Raw genomic sequence first — 22,964 nt, forward strand, 5'->3', positions numbered from 1 at the left:
GGAAAATCAGGAGATGACGGCCGTACCTCCCGCCAAATCTGTTTGAAATCCGCGCCAGGCCGGGGCACTATTGTGCTCGAAACGCTCCGACACCCCAGCCCGCCAATTTCAGAAAACTCCTTGAACGATGATTCCCCAGCCCAATTCGGATTCGACTTCAGGACCCGCCGTCCCACCGCCATCGAATACCGGAAGCCCTGCGTCGATCAGCGAGCAGCTTGCTCTGCCCTTAACCGCCAGCGAGCAGCGGGAATCCTGGCGGCAGCTCGAAACGCTTCATCCCGGGAATCGTTTCCGGCTGATGTTTGGAATGCCGCTTTTGCCGCAGAATCCGCCAAACGCGAAATCCCGCTGATTTCCCTGCCGGACATGGGGGTGCATCTGGACGCGGACCAGATGTTGAGCTCCTCCGAACTGAGGCAGTTGAAGAGCGGGGCGGAGGCCTATCCCTTTGCGGACGATGAGGCAAAGGTCGTTTACAAGCTTTTCAATCTCAGGGGGACGGAAAATCTCGAAACTCCCCAAGGCTGGCTCGGCAAGCGGGTGATCATGGTGGAGCGGGGCGATGATGAACTCGAAGTCGTCCTGTCCGAGGCCACGCTGACGGACACCTTGGAGAAACTCATCATCCTCAATGATGCGGGCGGCCACCCCACGGAAATCGTCGGTCTTTCCGATGACGGAAACTTCATGATCGCGAAACAGCCTTTCGCCCTGCCTTACGTGGATTTCAAAAACGACCGCAGGATCGCGGTCGAGGCGATCAAGGCGGTGATCCCGTCTTTCACCCGGTTGAACCGGGAGATCGGCGTTTTCTGGCTCCGAGATCAGGCATGGATGATCTGTGATCTCCACAATGGCAACATCATGCGGAGCAGGGAAAACAAGCCGACGATCATCGATGCGCTCATCGGCCGTCTGCCCGCTTCCGTATCAGGCAAAGTGCCGTGGGCCCGGGACGCGCTGGAAGACAGCCGCGCGCTGCGGTTGAATCTGCCGAAAATCGTCCGGAAAAGCTTCGGAGAAGACGTCGACGATGACGAATTATAAAGGGGCTGCGGCATCCCTGCCACAACCCCTTCTGGTAAGCGATGTGCCGCGACACGAATGTCGCGATTCCAATCACTTCGAAAAATATCCGGTCACACCCGCGTGGTCGGGGATCATGGCGTCGTCGCCTTTTTCCCAGTCCATCGGGCATACTTCGCCGTGGGCTTCGAAATGCTGCAGGGCGTCCACCACGCGCAGGCACTCGCGGATCGAGCGGCCCAACGGCATGTCGTTCACCACCTGGTGGCGCACGATGCCTTGCATGTCGATGAGGAACAGTCCGCGATACGCGACCAGCTCGCCCTCGACGACCACGTTGCCATCCTCATCGGCCACATAGTCGCCGGCGAGCACGTCATAGTCTTCCGAGATGGTTTTGTTGATGTCCGCGACGAGGGGGTAGGTCACGCCCTGGATGCCACCGTTCTTGCGCGGAGTCTGCAGCCACGCCCAGTGGGACATTTCCGAGTCTGTCGAGCAGCCGATGACGGCGACGTTGCGCTTTTCGAACTCACCGAGTTCCTCTTGGAAACGGATCAGCTCCGTCGGGCAGACGAAGGTGAAGTCCTTGGGGTAGAAGAAGAAAACGACGTATTTTTTCCCGACGAACTGGTCGAGGGAGAAGTTTTCGATGATGGTTTCGCCTTTGACGGCCTTCGCGCGGAAAGATGGGGCAGGTTTGCCAACGAGTACGGACATGATGATGAATGATTGAAAGGCCGGGCGGAAGTGCCGGCGACCCGCCGCTGCGGTAATACTGCCGCCACCCGTCGGCAAGTGATTTCCTTGTCGTTCCGGGGGTAAAGCGCGGGGGGAGGGAGCGGTGGAAAGCCGTTTCCCACCGCGCTCCAGGGATTCACGAGAGACGTGCCGCGAGCAGCTCGCGCTGGAAAACCAGCTCCTTCGGCAAATGGTCGTACAGGTCGATGAACAGTTCCCCCTGGCTCACCAGCTCCGCTTTCCATTCCGAGCGGTGGAAGGCCATGGCGGCGTCATAGTTTTCCTTCGTGAAATTTTCCAGACCTTCGATATTGAAGTCCTCGAACGCCGGGGTCCACCCGATCTGTGTTTCATACCCCGCCGCCGCGCCGTTGCAGCGTTTCACGATCCACTCCAGCACGCGCATGTTCTCGCCATAGCCGGGCCACAGGAATTTTCCGTCCTCTCCCTTGCGGAACCAGTTTACGTGGAAAAAGCGGGGGAGGTTGGTGATGTAGCGGCGCATTTCCAGCCAGTGGCCGAAATATGCACCCATGTTGTAACCGCAGAACGGCAGCATCGCCATCGGATCCCTGCGGACTTTTCCAATGGTTCCGGCCGCCGCGGCGGTCATTTCCGATCCCATCGTGGCGCCCACATAGACACCGTGGCTCCAGTTGAACGCCTGATAGACCAACGGCATGGTGGTGGGCCTGCGGCCTCCGAAGACAATACCGTCGATGGGAACTCCGTCCGGATTCTGCCACTCGGGATCAATGGTCGGGCATTGGATGGCGGGCGCGGTGAAGCGGGCGTTCGGATGGGCGGCGGTATGGCCGCATTCCGGCGTCCAATCCTGGCCCGTCCAGTCGATGAGATGTGCGGGCTTTTCAGGAGTCATGCCTTCCCACCAGACATCTCCGTCGTCGGTGAGAGCCACATTGGTGAAGATCGTGTTCTCCTTCATCGACTCCATCGCGATGGGATTGGTCTCGTAAGCGGTGCCGGGGGCGACTCCGAAAAAGCCTGTTTCCGGGTTGATCGCATGCAGCTTTCCATCCTCATGCGGCCACAGCCAGGCGATGTCGTCACCGACGATCGATGTTTTCCAACCCGCCTCCTGATAGGATTTCGGCGGGACGAGCATCGCGAGGTTCGTCTTTCCACAAGCGGAGGGAAACGCGGCGGTGAGATAGTTTTTCGTCCCGTCCGGCGCGTGGATTCCGACGATGAGCATGTGCTCCGCCATCCATTGGTGTTCGCGGGCGATGTTCGAGGCGATGCGCAGCGCGAGGCACTTTTTCCCCAACAGGGCGTTGCCGCCGTATCCCGAACCGAATGACATGATCTCCCGCGTCTCGGGAAAATGGACGATGTATTTGTCCTCGTTGCACGGCCAGAAGCTGTCGGCCTGTCCGGCCTCCAGCGGCGCGCCCACGGAATGAAGGCTCGGGATGAACTGGCCGTGGCCGTCACGTTTCCTCGGAGTGGTGCCGTCCGCTTCATTCTCCAAGCGCTCCAACACATGCGCGCCCATGTGGCACATGATACGCATGTTCACCACGACGTAGGGGCTGTCGGACAGCTCCACCCCGATCTTCGCCAGCGGCGAGTCCATCGGTCCCATGCAGAAGGGGATGACATACATCGTGCGGCCCTTCATGCATCCCTTGAATTTGTCGTTGAGGAGCGCGCGCATTTCGGAAGGTTCCGCCCAGCGGTTCGTGGGGCCTGCCTCGTCCTGCCGTTTCGAGCAGATGAACGTGCGCTCCTCCACCCGTGCCACGTCGGACCGGGTGGAGCGGGCGAGAAACGAGTTTGGGCGTTTCGCGGGATTCAGCCGGGTGAAGGTTCCCTTCTCGACCATCAGGGAGGTCAGCCGGTCCCACTCCGCTTGAGAGCCGTCGCACCATTCGACGGTGTCGGGCGTGCAGTGCGCGGTCATTTCAGCGATCCATTTTTGCAACGCGGGGTGGGAGGTGGACGGAGATCGGCTCATGTGAGGTCCTTAATAAAGCGATTCGCATGCCGATTGGCAATGCGTTGCGGAAATTCATCGCTTAGAAAACCTCCGCCCGCGCGAGGTGCGTCGAAAGCAGGACACACTCGACCGATGCCGCGGGGCAGGTCTGGCGCATCATCTCCCGATACGCGCCCATCTGGGCGGAGTAGCGTTCGACCAGTTCCGAGATTTCTTCCACAGGATCCGTCTTGAAGTCGATGATCTCAACCCGCGAAACGACGCCATCCGCATCGCGGTGCAGGTGCACCCGATCCATCACGCCGCTCAACCATTTTCCATCGATCACCGCATCCACCGGTTGTTCGCGCAGCAGTTCCACCGGCCTTCCTCCGCGTTCGAAAAACCTCCTCAGATCGGAAACTCCAAGCAGTTCCGTCACCCGTTTTTCCACATCGCCGACAGGCAGGACCGGGGGAGCTTCGTCCACCCAACCGATCTTCTCGAATGCCTCGTGAACTTCGGTCCCATAACCGAGGCCCGCCATGGAAATGGATGTGATTTGCTTCTCCCCGCCCGCCGTCATCCGCTCACGGCGTGGAATGGCCGCAGCCAGCACAGGCCTCCCGGCGACGGCTTTCGTCTTGCCGGAAAGGGCGAAACCTTCCACCCATCCAGCCGCGCCGTTCTGCCAGATGGTCCCTGGTTGGCCGTTGGAGCCCACCGACCGCGCGAGCCAGTTCGCCAGCGATGGCTTGTCCGCGTCCTGCGAGGAGGACGGCGGTTCCAGCAACACATACAGCCCGCGTTTCGAGCGGGTGAGCGCCACATAGAGCATGCAGAATGCTTCGTAGCGTTGGTTCGCGGACCATTCCGCCTCAGCGTCCCGTAGCTCGGGAATCAGATCGCGCGCCCACTTCGGCGGGGTTTGGGTGATCCAACCCCTTCCCTCCGCCACATCGAAGTATTGGGCCGAGGGAATGCTGTCGTTCGGAATCTCGGGCAGGACCACCACATCGAAGCCCAGTCCCTTCGACTTGTGGATCGTCATCACCTGGACCGCCGCCACACCCGGGCTCTGGGAGACTTCCAACCGCTCGATCCATTCGGCAGCCTCCTGCGGGGTCGCTCCACCCTGCGCGTCCAGGCTGGCGAGCGCGGTCATCACATCTCCCGCGCGGCGGCGGTCGAAGTCGGACCAGTCCGCCCAGCAGCTTTCCACCACCTGTCCGACCATTCTTGAAAAACCGGACTCCGAGGCGATTCCCAACAGCCCCTCCCACACCTGCTGCCAGTAGTCGCCATACCCGGCCGCGAGAGCCGGACCCAGCGGTGACATGGCGACGACCTCGCGGGAAAAAGCGTCCGCCGGATTCGCCAGCCACTTGAGCAGATGATTGAGGGTGATGCCGACGGGATTGTCCTTCGAAGGTTCCCTCCGCCCTTCCTCGATCACGTCGAATCCCTTCGCACGCAGCACGTCCGCGACCTCCCGCACCTTCGCATTGCTGCGGACCAGGACGCCGCAGGTCATTCCGCGTGTGCCGACGCCGAGTTCGTCCAGCAATCCACCCAGGCGTTCCAGGCGTTCCTCCCATTTTCCCTCGACCACTTCCACACGCGCCTCTCCGTGTTTGTGAGGAACTGCCAGAGGGGCCGCGGAAACGTGCTGCTGCCATTGCCACATCGCGGCCGCGTCACCGAAAAGCTCGCGCATCGTCGCGGTGTCCCCACAGACCTGGTTCACCAGTGCGAGCACTTCCGGGCAGGACCGCCATGACTCCGCCATCGGTTCGATCTCCAGGTCTCCCCCATACCGGGCCATCACCTCGTCGAAGAGGCCTACCTCACCACCCCGCCACGCATAGATCGCCTGCTTGCGGTCTCCGACCACGAACATCGACCCGTCTCCCGCACCCGCCGCCTCGTCGACGAGCGGAAGCAATCCCAGCCAGTCGGCCCGGCTGGTGTCTTGGAATTCATCCAGCAGCCAGTGCTCATGGCGAGAGTCCAGACGGAAGTCCACCGCTTCACGGCGCAGGCGGGAGTCCTCATTGAGAACCCATTCCCCCATGAGGATTTTCACGTCCTCGAAACCCAGCAGACCGCGTTGGCGCAGTTGTTTTTCGCAAAGCGCGTCATAGACCGAGACCACCTCGCGCACCGCGCGCGTGCGGTGCAGGGCGGCCGCAAGCTCGCATCGGGCGGCGAGAGCCACCAAATCGCGCAAGGCCTCTCCCGCAGGCCCGCCGATGAGGAACTCTTTGTAATACTTCACCACGAGCGGCCCGTCCCGGGATTCGGCCGCAACCATCAGGTTTCCCAGCATGCCGGTCGCACCATTCAGGCTCCCGCTGCCGATGGTGTGCCCGGTGAGGGCCGAAACGGCCTTCTCCAGCGCCTCGCGCTGGCCTTTCCGGGTGTAATCGATCCCATCCAGCCCGCGTTCCACCTTCGCTGCGAGGGTGTGCTTCTGTTTTTCCCAATCGTCGAACCGCACTCCGGCGAGGTCTGCCGGCCCCCATTCGGCCGCACGTGACGTGCGGTAGAGGCTCTGCCAGCTTCGCACGAACCCGCGCAGACCGTCCATGACTCCAAGCTCCTCCTTGCCGATTGTCGCGCGTCGGAAGGAGTGAAGGAAATCATCACCTCCGGATTCTTCCAATGTCTCTCCGAGGATCGCGGCGAGGATCTCGTCCGTCATGGCGACCGCGCGCGGTCCTTCCAGCAGATCGAATTTTCCGCCGGTCAGGCCCAGTTCGTATTGGAACCCGCGGACGACCTTTGCGAAGAAGCTGTCCATGGTGCCGAGCGTGAAGCGTGGCAGGGCCCGGACCACCTTTTCCAAGGCTTCCTGGAAATCCGCGTCAGGGATTTCCAGCTCCTCACGCAACCGCGCCGCCGTTTTTTCATCGCTCGCCGCGTCCGCCAGCTTCGTCAGAACCGAGTCAGCGAATTCTCCCGCCGCTTTGCGGGTGAAGGTGAGCGCGACGATTTTTTCAGGCGGCACGCCTTTCGCCACCAGTCCGATGACGCGGTTTCCCAGCTGGAACGTTTTCCCCGAGCCGGCGGAGGCCAGGATGAGCAGGTTCTTCGCGAGGATGTTCATGGCTGCCGCGAGCGTGAGGGGATTTCCGGGTTTCTGGAACTCTGAAATCCTCTCCGGAGGGATCTCCGAAATGCTGCTGGTATTTAAGGTTGGTGAAGTTAATTTCGCAGCCGATGACGGACCGCGACGAGATCGCCTTTTTCGAGTTCCAAGCCACGGAGAAAAGTGGCTCGCGCCGTACGCTTGAAAACTATCGGGACGCTCTCGCCGCTTATCAGAAATGGCGGGGTGACAAGTTCTCCGGTTGGCGGGACGAGGAAGCGGACGATTTCCGCGACTATTTGTTTTACCTGATGAAGCAGGACTTCAAGCGCTCGACGATCCGGTTGAGATTCGCGGCGCTGAGATCTTTTTATAAATTCCTCGTGCTCCGCCGGGGAATGGCGGGCAGCCCGGTCGCGGAGGTGCAACTGCCGAAACCCGAACGCGGACTGCCGGTGGTGCTCACACTTTCGCAGATCGACGAGCTGCTGGCGGTGCCCCTGCGATCCGAACCGGACAAGAGATCCCCCGTCTGGCTTCCGTTGCGCGACGCGGCGATCCTCGAGCTTTTCTATTCCTGCGGCCTGCGGATTTCAGAGCTGCTGGCTCTGGATGTGAGGCACGTGGACTTCATCGGAGAGAGCGTGAGGGTCATGGGAAAAGGTTCGAAAGAGCGCATCGTTCCTGTCGGAGGACCTGCCCTGAACGCCATCCAGCGCTACCGTCAGGAAGCCTCCGTCACTTCGGGGCCGTTGTTTCTCAGCAGCCGCCGCAAGCGCATCACCCAGCAGGCGGTGGATCAGTTGCTGAAGAAATACCTGAAGCGCAGCAACATTCCCTTCGCGATCAGTCCCCACAAGCTGCGCCACAGCTTCGCCACCCATTTGCTGGATGCGGGGGCGGACCTGCGGAGCGTGCAGACACTGCTCGGGCACGCGTCGCTTTCCACGACGCAGATCTACACTCATGTGACGAAGGAGCGTCTGAAACAAGCCTACGACACCGCCCACCCCCGCGCGTGAAATCCCTATTTCTCCATCTCGTGAAAATCAGCGGCATCCTCGGTTTTTTGGGATTAAATGCCTGCTCGAACCAACCGCAGCTCCCTCCGGGTCCTTATGGTTCCCATCCCCATGAGGAAATTGTCAGGCGGGTGGCGGAAAAAACCGACCTCGCGGTGCTCTTCATCGGAAACAGCTACAGCTTCGGCGTGCCCAGGGCGTTCACAAGACTGGCTGCCGCGAATGGCAGGAAAGTCCGGACCGCCCATGCGACCTACAGCGGATGGACGCTCGCCCGCCACGCGGCGAACGAGGCGACGCTTGCCAAGATCCGCAACGGACGCTGGGACATCGTCGTGATCCAGGAGCACAGCGTGATTCCCTCGCTGCCTGCGGGGAAACGGGATGCGGAGATGCTTCCGCCACTGCGTTCGCTGGTCACCGAGGTACGGAAACAGGGAGCGGTTCCCGTGCTCTATCAGACATGGGGCCGGAGGGACGGGAACAAGGACGTCCGTCATGATGATTTCCATAAAATGACCGGCAGGCTGCGGGATGGCTACGAGGCTGCTGCTAAAAACGCGGGCTGCCTGGTGGTGGTGCCGGTGGGGGATGCCTGGGAAAGGGAGTTTTCCGCCGGAAATGGAGCGGAGCTTTTCATGCCGGATGGCAGTCACCCGTCGGTATTCGGAAACGAAGTCACGGCCCGTGCGTTCTATGAAGCCTTCTTCGGAAAATGACAAAGGAGAGCGCGGGGCTCTCCTTTGCCTGATCATGAGTGGAGTGGATTATTCAAGAAGGTAGGTCACCGAGTAAACGGTCGTCTTGAGGCCCGAGCCGGTTGTCTTGAAGAAGGAAAGCTCCGCGAAAACCGGCTTTTTAAGCGAGTTTTTCCGGACCACGGCCGCGTCGGCATTGAGGGCGGTGGATCCTTTCTTCGGCTTGTTGATGTAAGCGTTCGCCAGGGCGGACGGACTTTCGAACTTGATGGTGAATCCCGGTCCCTTGAGTTCGCCTTTGCTGCCGATGGTGAATTTCACCTTCTGGCCTTTTTTGAATTTAGGCACACCGGATGGAATGGAGGTTTTCTTCGGGGTGCCGGTGAGGCCGCCTTTGACGGCCAGCGCCTCGGTGACGGTGAGGGTGAATTTCTGTCCGACAGCGAAGTCGCCGTAGGTCTTCGCCTTGGAGGCGGCTGAGACGGATTGGCTGGCCGGAGCCGCGTGGATCTGGGTGGCTGGCAGCAATGCGCCGCCTGCGATGATGAGGGAGGTAATTAGTGTTTTCATCGGAGTCTGGGGTGACTGTGTCAAACGAGGTCTAGGCGGAAGTATTCTTCGTTACAAGAAGAAAATCCTTTTGCAAAATGCACTATCAACTGAGAGCCAGCAAGTTCAAGGGACACGAAAGATCTTCTGGTTCGATGGATCACGTGCGAGCTGACCTGATTTGAAACCGGTGGTGTCGATGACGTTGTAAGGTTCGTAGGGGCTGAGGACACGGTCCGGCTGTTCCGTACGGGTCGCCGTGGGGAAATTTCCATTCGCGGTCGGAGGTGGCGGCGTGGAGGGTGGGGGAGCACCGGCATCCGAGAAGGTGGACTCCGGTGGACGGGAGGGTGGGGGTGGCGGCGAGATGTCATAGTCCGGGCCGTAGGCGGGGCGGTGCGGTGGTGGCATGGGCTCCGGCGGAAAGCAGGAAACCAGGCTGGCAAGGGCTGCGGTGGCGAGGACGGGCGACAATTTCGACATGGGCGTGGGACGGTGTTTTGTTGTAATCTATTCGAGTCAGCGGGATCGTGCAATCAGATGCTTGGACAGAATGACCAGCTTGCGGGCCTTCGAAATCCGATAGCGGTTTCCGAAAACATGGAATCGACCGGCACGCATCTTGTTCAACAGCAGGTAATAGATCTCACCCATGATGCTTGCTGGCAAGAGCGCTTTGCGATCCCTCGCGGGCAATGAAGCTGCGGCTTCCCGGTAATGCTCTTCCGCACGGGCTGCCTGGTGGTCCATGAGCGCGAGGAAACGGGTGTCACGCACCCGTGCGGCAAGGTCCTGTTCCGTGTAATGGAAACGTTCCAAGTCTTCCATTGGCAGGTAGATGCGCCTGCCGTTTTCATAGTCCTCACCCACGTCCCTGAGAATGTTGGTGAGTTGCAGGGCGTGTCCCAGGGCGATGGCGTAGCGCTCCGATCCGGTGTCCACGCAGCCGAAAATCCTGATGGAAACCAGGCCAACGGCACACGATACCTTCCAAATGTAGCCTGACAGGTCCTCCCACGTTGCGAAGCGCCGGGGTTGCAGGTCCATCCGGCATCCGTCGATGATGGCGACCAGCAGGTGATCGGGTATCTGGCGGCGATCACGCAGGGAGACGACCTGTTGCTGGAATTCGTCCGGTGCGTCGAAGCCACGGGTGATGCCGTTTTCCCATGCATCCAGGGATTTCAGCCGCTGTTCCGCAGGCATCCCGGGGTCGTCCGCGAGATCATCCATGGTCCGGCAGAACGCGTAGAACACGACCATGTCCTCACGGCGGTCGCGGGGGAGGATCTTCAGGGCGAATGCCAGATTCGACTTCGCCTTGCGGGTGATTTCCGACGCGGCGGACACGGCGTCAGCGGATGAAGCCCCAGTGTCCGGTGGTGAAAGGCCAGAGTGAGAAAAGAGCGGGGCCGACCAGGTTGAACTCCTTCACGGAACCCCAGTAGCGGGAATCAAGCGAGTTTCCTGTATTGTCGCCGAGGGCCGCGTATTCCCTCATGCCCGGGCGGGCGGTCGCAGCCAAAGTCAGATTGTCCCCGGATTTCGAGATGAACTGGCGGAGCCGTTTGCCATTCGCATCGGGATCCTCGGGGCTGGCGAAACCGTATCCTCCGGAATTGATGCTGTAGGCTCCCTCGCCACGGATCACCCGTTGGATGCCGGGTTCCTGGGCGATTTTTCCGTTAACGATCAAATTGGGCGACTGGACGGCAAGGGTGTCCCCGGGCACTCCGCACAGGCGCTTGATGTAATGCGAACCGGCTCCCTGGGGGCCGCTGCGTTTCTGGATGCCGTCGATATCGATGGTGTCGAAAACGAAAACCTCGCCACGCTTGGGCTTGCGGAAGTGATAGGAAAACTTGTCCACCAGGACAAGATCCCCGGTATCGACGAAGCCTTCGCAAAGCTTGATGCCTTTCTCCAGGAAACCGCCGTTTTGCATGATGGCGGATTTCAAACCCGCGGACAAACACGCCGAGGCGGGGGCGGGCAGCTTGAGCGGCTCCGCATCCCTGGAGATCAACACGGAACGGCTGAAGAAATGCAGCATCTGCGTGTCCCTGATGTCCGGTCTGCCGGGAGGGAGGATCGCGACATGACGGTCCTTGTCATTGACAACGGATACATACGATCTCCCCCGCATGACCTTCTCCCAGAGTCTTACCGGCAGGCCGGGCCATTCATTTTTCGCCAGCGGGGTGCCGATGATGCCATTCAAGGTGGGCTGCATCGATCCGGTCGGAATGCGGAAGGGTTGCAGATAATAGGCACGCAGGCCGAGCGCGATGACGATGGCCACGAACATGACCTCCACGTTTTCCTCGAACCAGCCGAGCGGTTTTTCGTGAGGCAGCGAGTTTTCACAAATCGCGCGGAGTTGTTTGGAAGCCTCGTTCACATCCGCAAGGTCCTTCGACTTGATCGCCGCGGCGAGATCCGCGCGGCGTGAGTCGATTTCCGCGATGCGCTCGGGTTTCAGAAGGTCGCGTTTGTAATCGACAAACTTCTTGGCCCCTTTGACGAGATGCTGCGCTTCCTTTTTCCACTTCGGCGTGAACATGGCCGCAGTCTCATGGCGAATCGCTCCGACTGCAAGCGCGGAGAAAGCCGGGGATCAGGGGAGTGTCCTGAGAATCTTCCAGTCCTCCTCCGAGACGCAGCAGGGGTCAGCCGCAACCCAGTGGCCGGGTGAGATTTCCCGCAGCGAAAGGTCCTGCCCGATGGTTTCCGGGTAGCGGGGGTGGCTGATGCGGTGGCCGAACGCACTGCCCGGCGGCGGATCGATCGGCGACGGCACGTCACCCTCCAGCAGGATTTTTTTCCTCACAACACTCGGATCATGCGAGGGAATGGCGGAGAGGAGCGCCTTGGTGTAGGCGTGGCGGGGATTCTGATAGATCCCGGTGGAGGACGCGAGTTCGACGATCTTGCCGAGGTACATCACCGCCACGCGATCGCTCACGTGTTTCACCACCGAGAGATCGTGCGCGATGAAAAGGTAGGACAGTCCGAAATCCCGCTGGAGCTCGACCAGCAGGTTCAGGATCTGCGACTGCACCGAGACATCGAGGGCGGAGACCGGTTCGTCGCAGACGATGAGCTTCGGCTTCAGGGCCAGCGCGCGGGCGATGCCGATGCGCTGTCGCTGTCCGCCGGAAAATTCGAACGAATACCTCTCCGCCGCGGAAGCGGGCAGGCCGACGCGGTCCAGCAGTTCGTTCACCCAGGTGGTGCGTTGGCCGCGGGTGCCGAGGCCGTGGATGGCGAATGGTTCCTCGATGATCGAGCGCACGCTCATCCGGGGGTCGAGTGATTCCGCAGGATCCTGGAAAATCATCTGGAAGTCCCTGCGCAGCGGCCTCAGGGCTCCCTGGCTTGAATGGGTGATGTCGGTTTTTTCAAAAACGATGTTGCCGGTGCTCGGTTTGATCAGCCGGACGATGGCCTTCCCGAGCGTGGACTTTCCGCAGCCCGATTCGCCGACAAGTCCGAGCGTCTCGCCCGGTGCGATTGAGAAGGAAACGCCATCCACCGCACGGACAGCGCCGGTCTGGCGCATCATGACACCGCCACGGACGGGGAAGTGGACGCGGAGATCTTGGACAGAGAGAAGAGAAGTCATAAGATGAACATCGGACATCGAACTTTAAACATCGGACATCGAAAGGAAGAAAAAGAAGAGAAGCGGGAAAATCATGGATCTGAACGGCGGTTTCTTTCGGCGGTGGCGATGCTGGTATAGAAGATGCGGATAAGTTGATCGGTTTCGTTGAGAAGTTTCGGAATGGTCTCGGTTTGAGGATGCATTGCGGTTCTTTGTATCAGTTTGAGCCAGCGTTCCGATTCACGGAGCTCTTTCAGAGCGAGGCGCATCTTGTGAATGAAGTCTGCAGGAGATTCGGCGGCTTGCGCTTCGCCATGATGCGAGGCGGGTGCGGTGCCGGAACGGAGAAGCTGATTTCCCACATGGCGTTCGGCGTAATCTGAAGTCAATTTACGGGTCATGTTGATGATGGCGGCGCCGTAGTCGAGCAACCGTTCCTCCAAATCATAAACTGGCTCGTCACGATCCTTCATTTTTTCAAATTTCTCTTCCTTTCGATGTCCGATGTTTGGCGTTCAATGTTCGATGTTCGAGGTGCATTCGGGACACGTCTCCACCCAATGGCCGGGCGATACTTCGGCAAACCTCGGCCGCTCGCGGGAGACCGGAGCGGTGCGGCCCATGCGCTGGCAGAAGCGGCAGCCGTGGGAAAGATCCGCAAGGGAGGCCACCATGCCGGGAATGGTGTTCAACCGGGACTTGGATGGCATGTCGAGCGTGGGGATGGAGCTGAGGAGCCCCTTGGTATAGGCGTGGAGCGGATTGGCGAAAAGTTCTCCGGCGCTTGCCTGTTCGACGACACGGCCCGCGTACATGACGACCACCTGGTCGCAACTCTCGGCGATGACCCCGAGATCGTGCGTGATGAGGATGGCGGACATGCCCATCTCCGCCTGGAGCCTCGCCATGAGATCCAGGATCTGCGCCTGCACGGTGACGTCCAGCGCGGTCGTCGGCTCGTCGGCGATGAGCAGCGACGGACGGCAGGCGAGCGCCATCGCGATGACGATGCGCTGGCGCATGCCGCCGGACAGGTGGTGCGGGTAGTCCATCATCCGCTGTTCCGGTGCGGGGATTTTCACCAGCTTCAACATTTCCGTGGCGGCGTCCCAGGCGTCCTTTTTGGACAGGTTCTTGTGAATGCGGAACACCTCGGAAACCTGTCGTCCGATGCGGTGCACGGGATTGAGCGCCGCCATCGGTTCCTGGAAAATCACCCCGATCTCCCCGCCCCGGACCTTGTGGATCTCCGCGTCGCTCGCGCGGACCAGGTCGCGGCCATGGAAACGGATCTGCCCGCCGAGGATTCTTCCCGCGGGCTGGGGAAGCAGACGGATGATCGACATGGCGGTCACGCTTTTGCCACAGCCGGATTCGCCGACGATGCCGACCGTCTTTCCCGCGGGCACGTTGAATGACACGTGGTCAACCGCGCGGAGCATGCCCCGGTCGGTCTCGAAGGAGGTGATGAGGTTGTCCACCTCGAGGATGTTTTCCGGCTTCTCGGTCATGGGGTGCTGGGCGCGGCTTGCTGGCGGTAGGCGTCGATCACGCGGTTGACTTCCGGGAACTTTTCCCCGTGGCGTTTGGCATCCAGCGTTTCCCTGCGGATGTCTTCATCGATCCAGAAGCAATAGCCTTCGTGGGGTTCATAGACCACGGGAGGACTCATTTTCGTCTCTTCCGAATCCGGCCACCGGACCCATCGCCACGAGTCGATGCGGTTGAACTCGACGGCGTAGGCAGGGACGAAGAAGGCCTCGTCATGGATGAGTTTCTGAACCTTCCACGCGCTGTCGCGGAGCTCCTCCTCATCACGCGCATATCTCACCTTGTCGACCAGGATGTCGGTGTCCGGACGCGACCAGACGAAGAAATTGTTCGTCTGCGGTTTCGGATTGCCCTTGTCGTCGAAGGCTCCGGACGAGTGCAGGAACTGGAAGAACTCCGGGATGGGAGGGGTGGTGTTCCATGCGGAAAAATTCATTTCGTGCTGTTTCTGCATGATCTTCTTGTAAAACACCGTGCCCTCCAGTCCATCGAGACGGAGATCGAATCCACAGGCCTTCGCGTCTTCCCGGAGAATGGCGAACATCCGGTCAAGCAGGGGCATCGCCTGATAGCTCACCGATACCGACAGGCGGGTGCCGTCCGGTTTCATGAGGATGCCGTCGTTACCCTCCTTGGTGAAACCCGCCTCGCGGAATGCGTTCCGCGCACCCTCGATGGAGAAGGGGCGGGCGCTGAGGGAGGGATCGCTGAAGATTCCCAAGCCGTCGTTGAAGGATTTCAGCCGGGTGTAGTCGCCGCGGAACAGGACGTCGATGACCTTCTGCCAGTTCATCGCCTGCTGGATGCCGAGGCGGACGTTCCTGTCGTTGAGCGGCGGCTTCGTGACGTTCAGGTAAAGGCCGCGCGGCACCCGGGGATACTGGTTGTAGTAGGTGGTTTTCTCCATGTAGCCGTCATAGACTTCGGGGATTTCGGATTTCTCATACCAGATGTCCGGAACCAGGATGAGATAGGAATCGAACTCGCCCGCGCGGAAGAGTTCGAACGCCTTCGATTCGTCACGAACGAGCACCGTGACCATCTCGTCGGGATTGAAACGATATTTGTAGTACTTGCGGTCCTTCGCCCACCAGTTCTTCACGCGGCTCTGGGTGATGGAGACGCCCTTGACCAGTCCCTCCGGCTTCACCTCGTAGGCTCCCGTCGTGGGCGGGAACAGCCACTGGTAGCGCTCGGCGTAGTCGGGGCCGTAATTTTCATAGAATTTCGGATTGGCCGGAACAATGGCGCCGGCGTTGAACGCGGTGTAGACCGTGGGCTCGGGCAGCGTGACGGCGACCACATCTTCTCCGTAGGTCGTGATCTGCGCGTAGGTGTCGCGGAAAAACTCCTTGGTGAACGGGTTGACCACATTGTCCGAAACCCGGACATAAACCGCGAGCATGACATCCAGCGCCTTCACCCGGAGTCCGTCGGAGTAGGTGGCTTCGGGATCGATCTTCATGAAAACGGTGCGTCCGTCCGGAGTCACCGCCCAGGAGCTGGCCACCCCGGGGATCTCCTTCATGGTGCCGGGGTGCAATGTCACGAGCGGTAGTTCGATGTTGTCATACATGTCCGCGCGGAACCCGTTGTTCGCGTTCGGTCCGAAGGGCCGGATGGTCGGTGGGAAGCTGAGCTTGGCGAAGTGCCTGCGGATCACTCCGCCTTTCTTCGCGTCCGGATCACCGATCTCGGGCTGGTCCAGTCCGTTCACCCATACCAGGTCCGTGGGGATCTGCGAAGGATCGCCGAACTTGAAATAATCACCCAGGGAGATCCGGAACGCCCATTTTTCCATCTCCCGTTTGAGAGCGGCGGCGCGGATTTCCAGAGTGGCTTTCGCATCGCCTTCGGCGGCGTTCGCGATGTTTGCCTCGACGCTTTCCAACTCCTTGCGGGTGGTTTCCTGCTGGGTGAGAAGGAAGCCGGCGATGTGCTTGTTGTAAACGGGCACGAATTCCTTGAAGCCCATGCCGCGCCTGACCTCTGTCGTCCCCTTGCGGCAGCCCGTCGCCAGGAAGAGGCACGAGATGGCTGTCAGAAAAACGGTGATGGATAGGACGCGGCGCATCAGCGGTAGTAGGTGAATTTTTTCGGATCGAAGGCTTCGCGGATGCCCTCCCCGACGAAGGTGATGAGCACGAGAAGCCCGACGAGTGCGGAGAAGGTGGCGGTGACGAGCCATGGCGCGGAGAGGTTCGACAGGCCGTCGTTCAAAAGCCGTCCCCATGTCGCATACTCCGGAGGCAGTCCGAAGCCGAGGTAGTCGAGCGCGGTCAGGGAGAAGATCAGCGCGGACATGGAAAACGGCAGAAGCGTCACGATGATCGCCAGCGTGTTCGGCAGCAGGTGGGTGAAGATGATGCGCGGAGCGCGCGCGCCCAGCACCCGGGCTGCGGAAATGTAGTCGCGACCCTTGTCCCGGTAGGCCGCGGTCCGCATGAGCATGGCGATGCTGATCCAGCCGAAGATCATCAGGATGCCGAGGATCACGGGCAGGCCCTTGAAACGCTCCGGAACCATGCTGGAGAGGATGATCACGACGAAAAGAAACGGCACGTTCACGAAAATCTCGACCACCCGGTTCGAGAGGATGTCGAACCAGCCGCCGAGATACCCCATGAGCATCCCGATCGTGATCCCTATCAGATAGATGATGGGCAGGTAGATGAGCGCCGCCTTGAGGTTCACCTGCAGGCCTCCGTAGAGGTAGGCAAGCACGTCATAACCTTGGGAGGTGGTGCCCAGCAGGTTGCCCGTTTCGAGCATGGGAGGGGCGGGGTGATACTTCATCGCGCGCAGGTCGCTGGCCTCGCGGTAGAGGAAGTCCTCCTTGCTGCCGGGACCGTTGTATTTCTCGCTGATCAGGACGCCGTCACGATAGTCGGCGCTGTAGATGGGCGCGCCCTTTTCATCCCAACCGTCCGCCGGACCGTTGTAGAGGCCGCGGCGCATCGTGTAGCGGATGTGGACGCGGGCCTGTTCCACATTGTAAAAATTCGCCACCAGTCCGAAGTATGGCTGGTCGCTCCCGGCCTGGTGGTATTTGCCATCCTTGAGAACCATGCTTCTCGAGCGCGGTGGCAGGGTGTCGCCGGTCGGGTCATACGCCACGAGGGGCATGATGACCCGTCCCTTGCCCGTGGTTTTGAAAACCCGTTTTAATTCACGGTAGTCGGCGGCGGCCTCCTCGCGCTCGCCCATCATGCCGAAATCCTTGTTCTTCAGGTCGGTGGGAAGGAACGCCGGGAACCGCCACCTGCCATCCTGTTCCACCGCGAGAGCGCGCTTGCCGACGACCACCTGGTCCAGCCCGGCGATGCCCGCGAGGCACAGCAGGATCAGCAGCGAGTAATACCCGCGCTTGATCGCCTTGAACCGCTGGATTTTCCGCAATGTCACGGGATTCGGCGGGCCGGATGTCCACGAGCGGACAACCATGGTCAGGCCGGCCAGACAGAGGATGCCCGAGGCCAGCCAGCCGAACCACGGGAACACCACCGCTCCTTCGCTGCTGTTCAGCCAGGGAATCTGGCGGCTTGTTTCAAAGAACCAGCGGGCCGTCGGGAAGGCGATGCCGCAGGTTTCCCCGATGATGGCGAGCACTCCGATGAGTGAGAGTAGGAATCCGGTGGTTCGCATCGTGTCAGTCGAATTTGACCCGCGGATCGACAAGCGCGACCGCGAAGTCTGAAATGATATTGCCCACCAGCATCAGCAGCGCCGCGATCGTGAGGGTTCCCATGATGACGGGCACGTCGAACTCGACCACCGACCGGTATTGGAGCAGCCCGAAGCCCTGGATGTCGAAGACGGTCTCGATGAGCATCGAGCCGCTCACGAAGATGGTGATCAGGTCCCCGAGATTGGTGGCCACCGGAATCATGGAATTCCGGAACGCATGGCCGAAGACCGCCTTGCGGAAACTCGCGCCCTTCGCGACGGCCGTCCGCACGTAGTCGGCGGCGAGGTTGTCCATCAGGCTGTTCTTGGTGAGCATCGTCAGCATGGCGAAACTGCCGATGACATAGCAGACGAGCGGCAGTACCGTGTGATGGGCGATGTCCTTGAACTGGTCCCACCGGGCCATCTGGTCGAAGCCGGCGCTCGTCAGCCCGAAAAGCGGGAACCAGTTCGCGCGGGCTCCCAGATGCACCAGCAGGATGGCCCCCAGCGCGAATCCCGGGATGGAATAGCCGAGGAAAATCAGCACCGAACTGGCAGAATCGACGAATGTGCGGTGCTTCAGGGCCTTCAATACGCCGAGCGGCAGGCTCACCGCATAGCTGATGAATGCCGTGAGCAGGCCGAAATAGACGGCGACGGGCATACGCGAGCCGATCATCTCGACGACCGGGTCCTGATAAATCGTCGACCGCCCCAGGTCTCCTTGGAAAAGGCCGGCGAACCTCGTGCGGTAGACGACAACCCGCGGACGGTAGGAAGGTTTTTTATCGATGCCCGGATTCCGCCGGGCGAATCGCTCCTGGCGATCCGCCTCGGATTCGTAGCGGACGTTCCAATTTTCCTCGGAAATCGGCCTGCCGGTATCGGCAAAAACAGCGGAGACGATCTTCTCGCCGGACCGGGTGACGTGGGCCATCCGGCCATCGCCCCGGAGCACGACGGGCGCCACCGTTTCCGCATCCGGAGCGCCACCGATCATCTCGTCCGTCCGCGTGCCGTATTCGGCCTTGGAAATATTCGTCTCGCGGGGCACCACCCCGAGCCACTGGCCATAGGCGGCGAGCGTCGGCTTATCGAGGCCGAACTGTTCTTCCAGTTCCTCCATCTGTTCCTCGCTCATCCCGCCCTGCGAGCTGGCGGAACCGCCTTTTGATCCTTTCTGGGATTCCGCCGCCTGCTGGAGCATCCGGTCCATCGAACCGCCGGGGACGAAACGCGTGATGGTGAAGACCAGCAGCGTGATGCCGAGCAATGTCGGCGGAATCAGCAACAGACGTCTGAGAAAGTAACTTTTCACAATGGAAGCACGCGTGGGTTTTAGCCGTCCGCCGGGATCATGCAAGCAGAGGATCGGCCATTTCCGCTCATGGGAAAGCGATTTTTGAAAAATTGGCCTGCATTACGCATCGGCGGCGTCATGCTTCACCGCGTGATGTTTCGTAGTCTGCTGATAATTACATCCCCGTTCCTTTTTTTGCTCTGCTCCTGCCAAAAAGAGTCGCAGGTGGACAAGGCGACCCGCGAAGGAATCCTGCTGGTGGGCAATGCCAATGAGCCGAAAGGGCTCGATCCGCACATCGTTTCCGGCGTCATCGAGGCGAACATCCTGCGGGCCTTGTTCGAGGGGTTGATCGCCAGCGACCCTGCGAGCGACACCGCCACTCCCGGCGGGGCCGCGCTCGAAGTCACGCCGGACGCCACCGCCACCGTGTGGACCGCCAAGCTGCGGCCCGATGGAAAATGGTCGGACGGCGTGCAGGTGACCGCACAGGATTTCACCTTCGCCTACGAGCGCATGCTCACCCCGGAGCTGGGCGCGAAGTATGCCGAGATGCTGTATTTCATGAAGGGCGCGGAGGATTTCAACAAAGGAAAGACCACCGACTTCTCCACCGTCGGCGTGAAGGCGCTCGACGACCATACCCTGCAGATCTCGCTTCGCGGCCCCACTCCCTATTTCCGGGAAATCCTGAAGCACTACACCTGGACCGCCGTCCCGCGCCACGTCGTGCTGAAGTATGGCAAGATCGGCCAGCGCGGAAACGCGTGGACACGTCCGGAAAACATCGTCGGGAACGGGCCTTACAAGTTGAAGTCCTGGCGGCGCACCGACCATGTGGAGGTCGAGCGGAATCCCCACTATTGGGATGCGAAAAACGTCACACTCAACGGCGTCCGTTTCCTGCCGATCTCGAACACCTACACCGAGGGCCGCATGTTCCGCAACGGCCAGCTCCACACCACCTATACCGCCACTCCGGAAGTCGTGGACCTGATGAAAAAGGAGCATCCCGAGGAACTCCGTCAGGAACCCTATGTCGGCACCGCCTTCTTCCGGTTCAACACCCAGCGGAAACCCCTCGACGACATCCGCGTCCGCCAGGCGCTCAGCTACGCCACGGATCGCCAGGCCATTTGTGATAATGTCTTCCGGGGCTACAAGCCCGCCTATGCGCTGACCCCGCCGATGGGTGCGTACGACCCGCCCCACATCGCGGCATATGACAAGGCCAAGGCCCGGAAGCTTCTCGCCGATGCCGGTTATCCCGGAGGCAAGGGATTTCCCCGCCTGAAAATCCTCATCGCCAGTCGTGAAACCGCCGCCACCCTCGCCCAGGCGACCCAGGCCATGTGGCGGGACATACTCGGCATCGAGGTCGAGATCGAGAACAAGGAATGGAACGCCTACCTCGTCGCCACCCAGGAAGGTGACTACGATATTTCCTACGGTGGATGGATCGGGGATTATCTGGATCCTCTCACTTTCGTGGAAATGTGGACCCCGGGAAATGGTAACAACAACACGGGTTGGGCGAATGATGATTTCGTGAAACTCCTCCAGGAGTCCTATCAGGATTCGGACAGCGGCCACCGCTTCGCTCTCCTTCACAAGGCCGAGTCCCTGCTCATCGAGGAGGCTCCGATCCTCGTCATCGCCTGGCAGGCTCGGAACTACCTGCTCCACCCGTCCGTCGAGGGGTGGAATCCGTTGCTGCTTTCCAACAACCCCTATCAATATCTCCGCCTCGTTCCAGGCCGCTGATTTCCTCCGCCATGATCCGTCTCATTCTCAACCGCCTCGGCCAAGGAGTCGTCACGCTCTTCGTGCTTGTGACCATCACGTTTTTCCTTGTCCGTGCCATGCCCGGCAGCCCCTACACCGAGGAGAAGGCCATCCCCGAACACATCCTGGAACGGATGAAAGCCTATACCGGCCTGGATCAGCCGCTTCCCGTACAGTATTTCCGCTATTTGAAAAACGTAGTCATCCACCAGGATCTTGGCGATTTGATCAAAAAAGATGGAGTCAAGGTTTCGGAAATCATCTCGGAGTCGTTTCCCGTTTCCCTGGGCCTCGGAGTCATGTCCATCGGCATCGCCCTGATGGTCGGCATCCCGGCGGGAGTGATCGCGGCGGTGAGAAAGAACACCATCATCGACTTCTCCTCGCTCGCCGCCGCCATGGTCGGCATCTGTTTGCCCAGTTTCGTCATCGGCCCGTTGCTGGCCGTGACGGCGGGACTTGAACTGAGATGGTTCAATGTCGCGGGTTGGTCATCCCCCACGGACTGGGTCCTGCCCGCCGTCACCCTGGGCCTCATCAATGCCGCCTATCTCGCCCGGCTCGCGCGTGGCGGGATGCTGGACGTGCTTTCCCAAGACTACATCCGCACCGCGAGGGCGAAAGGAGCGCCGGGTTTCCGCATCGTCATCCGCCACGCCCTGCGCGGCGGTCTCATCCCTGCGGTCGCTTTCATCGGTCCCGCCTTCGCCGGCATGATCTCCGGTTCCTTCGTCATCGAGACGATTTTCCAGGTCCCGGGAATGGGTCAGCACTTCGTCAACGCCGCGACCGACCGCGAGTTTTTCCTGATCCAGGGTCTCGTCCTGTTCTACGGGTTCCTCATCGTTGGAGCGAATCTTTTGGCGGACCTCGCACAGATCGCGCTGAACCCGCGGCTCAGGAAGGCATGAACGGTCTGGTGGGAATTGAAGGGACCATCCCCTCATCCCGCGTTCCAGCCCTTCGTCCGCATCTCCCGCTTCACTCAATTTTCCCAACCATCCACTCCCAACTTTCTTCCCATGGAAAAAGGCACCTCTCTCTGGAAAGACGCCTGGCATCGCCTGGCGCACAATCGCGCGGCCATCGTCAGCCTCGGCGTCCTCATTGTCATCCTGCTGCTTTGTTTCATCGGCCCGCTCATGCCGTTCGTGAAAAGCCCGACGGCGATCAACCTGGCGAATTCCACCGCCGGTCCATCCGCAGCACATTGGTTCGGCACTGACCAACTCGGCCGCGATCTCTTCTCGCGAGTGCTTTACGGGGGGCAGGTTTCGCTGTTGGTCGGCATTGTCGCCACCGCCGTCGCCGTGTTCATCGGGGTCATCTACGGAGCCGTCGCCGGGTATGCGGGAGGAAAGATCGACGATCTTCTCATGCGTTTCGTCGATATTCTGTTCGCCCTGCCTTTCCTCGTGCTGGTCATTCTTTTCGCACTTGTGGTCGACAAGCCCGCCTCCGAGTTCACCGAGTGGGTCATCAAAACCACCGGCTTCGAGCGGGACCGGGTGGCCCCCATCACCACGCTCATTCCGCTTTTCATCGCCATCGGTTCCATCGGCTGGCTCACCATCGCCCGCATCGTGAGGGCGCAGGTCATGGCATTCAAGAAACAGGAATTTGTGGAAGCGGCGGTTTCGCTGGGTCTCAGCCGCACCCGCATCCTGTTCCGCCACATCCTGCCGAACGTCATCGGCCCCATCATCATCTACACCACGCTCGCGGTGCCGGGCATCATGCTGTTGGAAAGCGTGCTCTCGTTCCTCGGCCTCGGCGTGAAGCCGCCGAACAGCTCATGGGGCATCCTCATCAAGGAAGGTGCCGACCGCATGGAAATCAGCTGGCTCATGTTGTTTTTCCCCTCCCTCTTCTTCGCCAGCACGCTCTTCGCCCTGAACTTTCTGGGCGACGGCCTGCGCGACGCGCTCGATCCGAAGTCCGCGAAAGATTAGTCCGTTCCACGCGCGATCACCCGCAAACTCT

At 60.5% G+C, this 22,964-nt stretch carries 19 protein-coding genes; 6 read left to right on the plus strand and 13 right to left on the minus strand.

Annotated features, from left to right (window positions below; all coding sequences use genetic code 11):
- Positions 1-369: 369 nt before the first annotated feature.
- Complete coding sequence (locus tag JIN84_RS10825) at positions 370-1,050, plus strand: hypothetical protein (RefSeq protein WP_200351063.1); 681 nt, start codon at positions 370-372, stop codon at positions 1,048-1,050.
- A 72-nt stretch (positions 1,051-1,122) separates the two neighbouring features.
- On the opposite strand, the gene JIN84_RS10830 is transcribed toward JIN84_RS10825, so the two are convergent.
- From JIN84_RS10830 to JIN84_RS10840, 3 genes are all read right to left on the minus strand, one after another.
- Positions 1,123-1,749 (minus strand): peroxiredoxin, encoded by a 627-nt coding sequence (locus tag JIN84_RS10830; protein ID WP_200351064.1) that lies wholly within the window; start codon positions 1,747-1,749, stop codon positions 1,123-1,125.
- 157 nt (positions 1,750-1,906) lie between these two features.
- Positions 1,907-3,748 (minus strand): phosphoenolpyruvate carboxykinase (GTP), encoded by a 1,842-nt coding sequence (locus JIN84_RS10835; RefSeq protein ID WP_200351065.1) that lies wholly within the window; start codon positions 3,746-3,748, stop codon positions 1,907-1,909.
- Positions 3,749-3,809: 61 nt separating this feature from the next.
- On the minus strand, positions 3,810-6,818 hold the full coding sequence (locus JIN84_RS10840) for a UvrD-helicase domain-containing protein (RefSeq protein ID WP_200351066.1): 3,009 nt from the start codon (positions 6,816-6,818) through the stop codon (positions 3,810-3,812).
- A 113-nt stretch (positions 6,819-6,931) separates the two neighbouring features.
- On the opposite strand from JIN84_RS10840, the gene JIN84_RS10845 reads away from it, so the two are divergent.
- Together JIN84_RS10845 and JIN84_RS10850 are read left to right on the plus strand one after the other, a co-directional pair.
- Positions 6,932-7,822 (plus strand): tyrosine recombinase XerC, encoded by an 891-nt coding sequence (locus tag JIN84_RS10845; protein WP_200351067.1) that lies wholly within the window; start codon positions 6,932-6,934, stop codon positions 7,820-7,822.
- Complete coding sequence (locus JIN84_RS10850; RefSeq protein WP_200351068.1) at positions 7,819-8,541, plus strand: SGNH/GDSL hydrolase family protein; 723 nt, start codon at positions 7,819-7,821, stop codon at positions 8,539-8,541. Before JIN84_RS10845 ends, JIN84_RS10850 begins: the two co-directional genes overlap by 4 nt.
- A 48-nt stretch (positions 8,542-8,589) precedes the next feature.
- Here JIN84_RS10850 and JIN84_RS10855 read toward each other — a convergent pair whose 3' ends face one another.
- From JIN84_RS10855 to JIN84_RS10900, 10 genes are all read right to left on the minus strand, one after another.
- Entirely contained in the window at positions 8,590-9,090 is a 501-nt protein-coding gene (locus JIN84_RS10855) for a hypothetical protein (protein ID WP_200351069.1), read from the minus strand.
- Positions 9,091-9,195: 105 nt separating this feature from the next.
- Positions 9,196-9,552 carry a hypothetical protein gene (locus JIN84_RS10860; protein ID WP_200351070.1) on the minus strand — a complete coding sequence of 119 codons (357 nt, stop codon included), beginning with the start codon at positions 9,550-9,552 and terminating at the stop codon, positions 9,196-9,198.
- A 36-nt stretch (positions 9,553-9,588) separates the two neighbouring features.
- A complete protein-coding gene (locus JIN84_RS10865) occupies positions 9,589-10,419 on the minus strand; it encodes a phytoene/squalene synthase family protein (protein WP_200351071.1) in 831 nt (276 codons plus the stop codon).
- 4 nt (positions 10,420-10,423) lie between these two features.
- Positions 10,424-11,632 (minus strand): signal peptidase I, encoded by a 1,209-nt coding sequence (lepB, locus tag JIN84_RS10870; protein ID WP_200351072.1) that lies wholly within the window; start codon positions 11,630-11,632, stop codon positions 10,424-10,426.
- Positions 11,633-11,686: 54 nt separating this feature from the next.
- Positions 11,687-12,694, minus strand: coding sequence for an ABC transporter ATP-binding protein (locus JIN84_RS10875; protein ID WP_267908218.1), 1,008 nt, complete (start codon positions 12,692-12,694; stop codon positions 11,687-11,689).
- 71 nt (positions 12,695-12,765) lie between these two features.
- Positions 12,766-13,149 carry a four helix bundle protein gene (locus JIN84_RS10880; protein ID WP_200351073.1) on the minus strand — a complete coding sequence of 128 codons (384 nt, stop codon included), beginning with the start codon at positions 13,147-13,149 and terminating at the stop codon, positions 12,766-12,768.
- A 42-nt stretch (positions 13,150-13,191) separates the two neighbouring features.
- A complete protein-coding gene (locus tag JIN84_RS10885) occupies positions 13,192-14,187 on the minus strand; it encodes an ABC transporter ATP-binding protein (protein WP_200351074.1) in 996 nt (331 codons plus the stop codon).
- Entirely contained in the window at positions 14,184-16,301 is a 2,118-nt protein-coding gene (locus JIN84_RS10890) for an ABC transporter substrate-binding protein (protein ID WP_200351075.1), read from the minus strand. Before JIN84_RS10890 ends, JIN84_RS10885 begins: the two co-directional genes overlap by 4 nt.
- Positions 16,301-17,872, minus strand: a complete 1,572-nt coding sequence (locus JIN84_RS10895) for an ABC transporter permease subunit (protein WP_200351076.1) — start codon at positions 17,870-17,872, stop codon at positions 16,301-16,303. The genes JIN84_RS10890 and JIN84_RS10895 overlap by 1 nt, the downstream gene beginning before the upstream one ends.
- 4 nt (positions 17,873-17,876) lie before the next feature.
- A complete protein-coding gene (locus JIN84_RS10900) occupies positions 17,877-19,214 on the minus strand; it encodes an ABC transporter permease subunit (RefSeq protein WP_200351077.1) in 1,338 nt (445 codons plus the stop codon).
- Between the two features lie 177 nt (positions 19,215-19,391).
- Between JIN84_RS10900 and JIN84_RS10905 the strand changes: the two genes are divergently transcribed.
- The 3 genes from JIN84_RS10905 to JIN84_RS10915 all read left to right on the plus strand — a co-directional run bounded on the left by JIN84_RS10905 (position 19,392) and on the right by JIN84_RS10915 (position 22,933).
- Positions 19,392-20,960: a peptide ABC transporter substrate-binding protein gene (locus JIN84_RS10905; protein ID WP_200351078.1), complete on the plus strand. Its 1,569-nt coding sequence runs from the start codon at positions 19,392-19,394 to the stop codon at positions 20,958-20,960.
- A gap of 11 nt (positions 20,961-20,971) precedes the next feature.
- On the plus strand, positions 20,972-21,892 hold the full coding sequence (locus JIN84_RS10910; RefSeq protein WP_200351079.1) for an ABC transporter permease: 921 nt from the start codon (positions 20,972-20,974) through the stop codon (positions 21,890-21,892).
- Between the two features lie 111 nt (positions 21,893-22,003).
- On the plus strand, positions 22,004-22,933 hold the full coding sequence (locus tag JIN84_RS10915; RefSeq protein ID WP_200351080.1) for an ABC transporter permease: 930 nt from the start codon (positions 22,004-22,006) through the stop codon (positions 22,931-22,933).
- Positions 22,934-22,964: the final 31 nt, after the last annotated feature.

This window comes from Luteolibacter yonseiensis, from assembly GCF_016595465.1.
Classification (GTDB): domain Bacteria; phylum Verrucomicrobiota; class Verrucomicrobiia; order Verrucomicrobiales; family Akkermansiaceae; genus Luteolibacter; species Luteolibacter yonseiensis.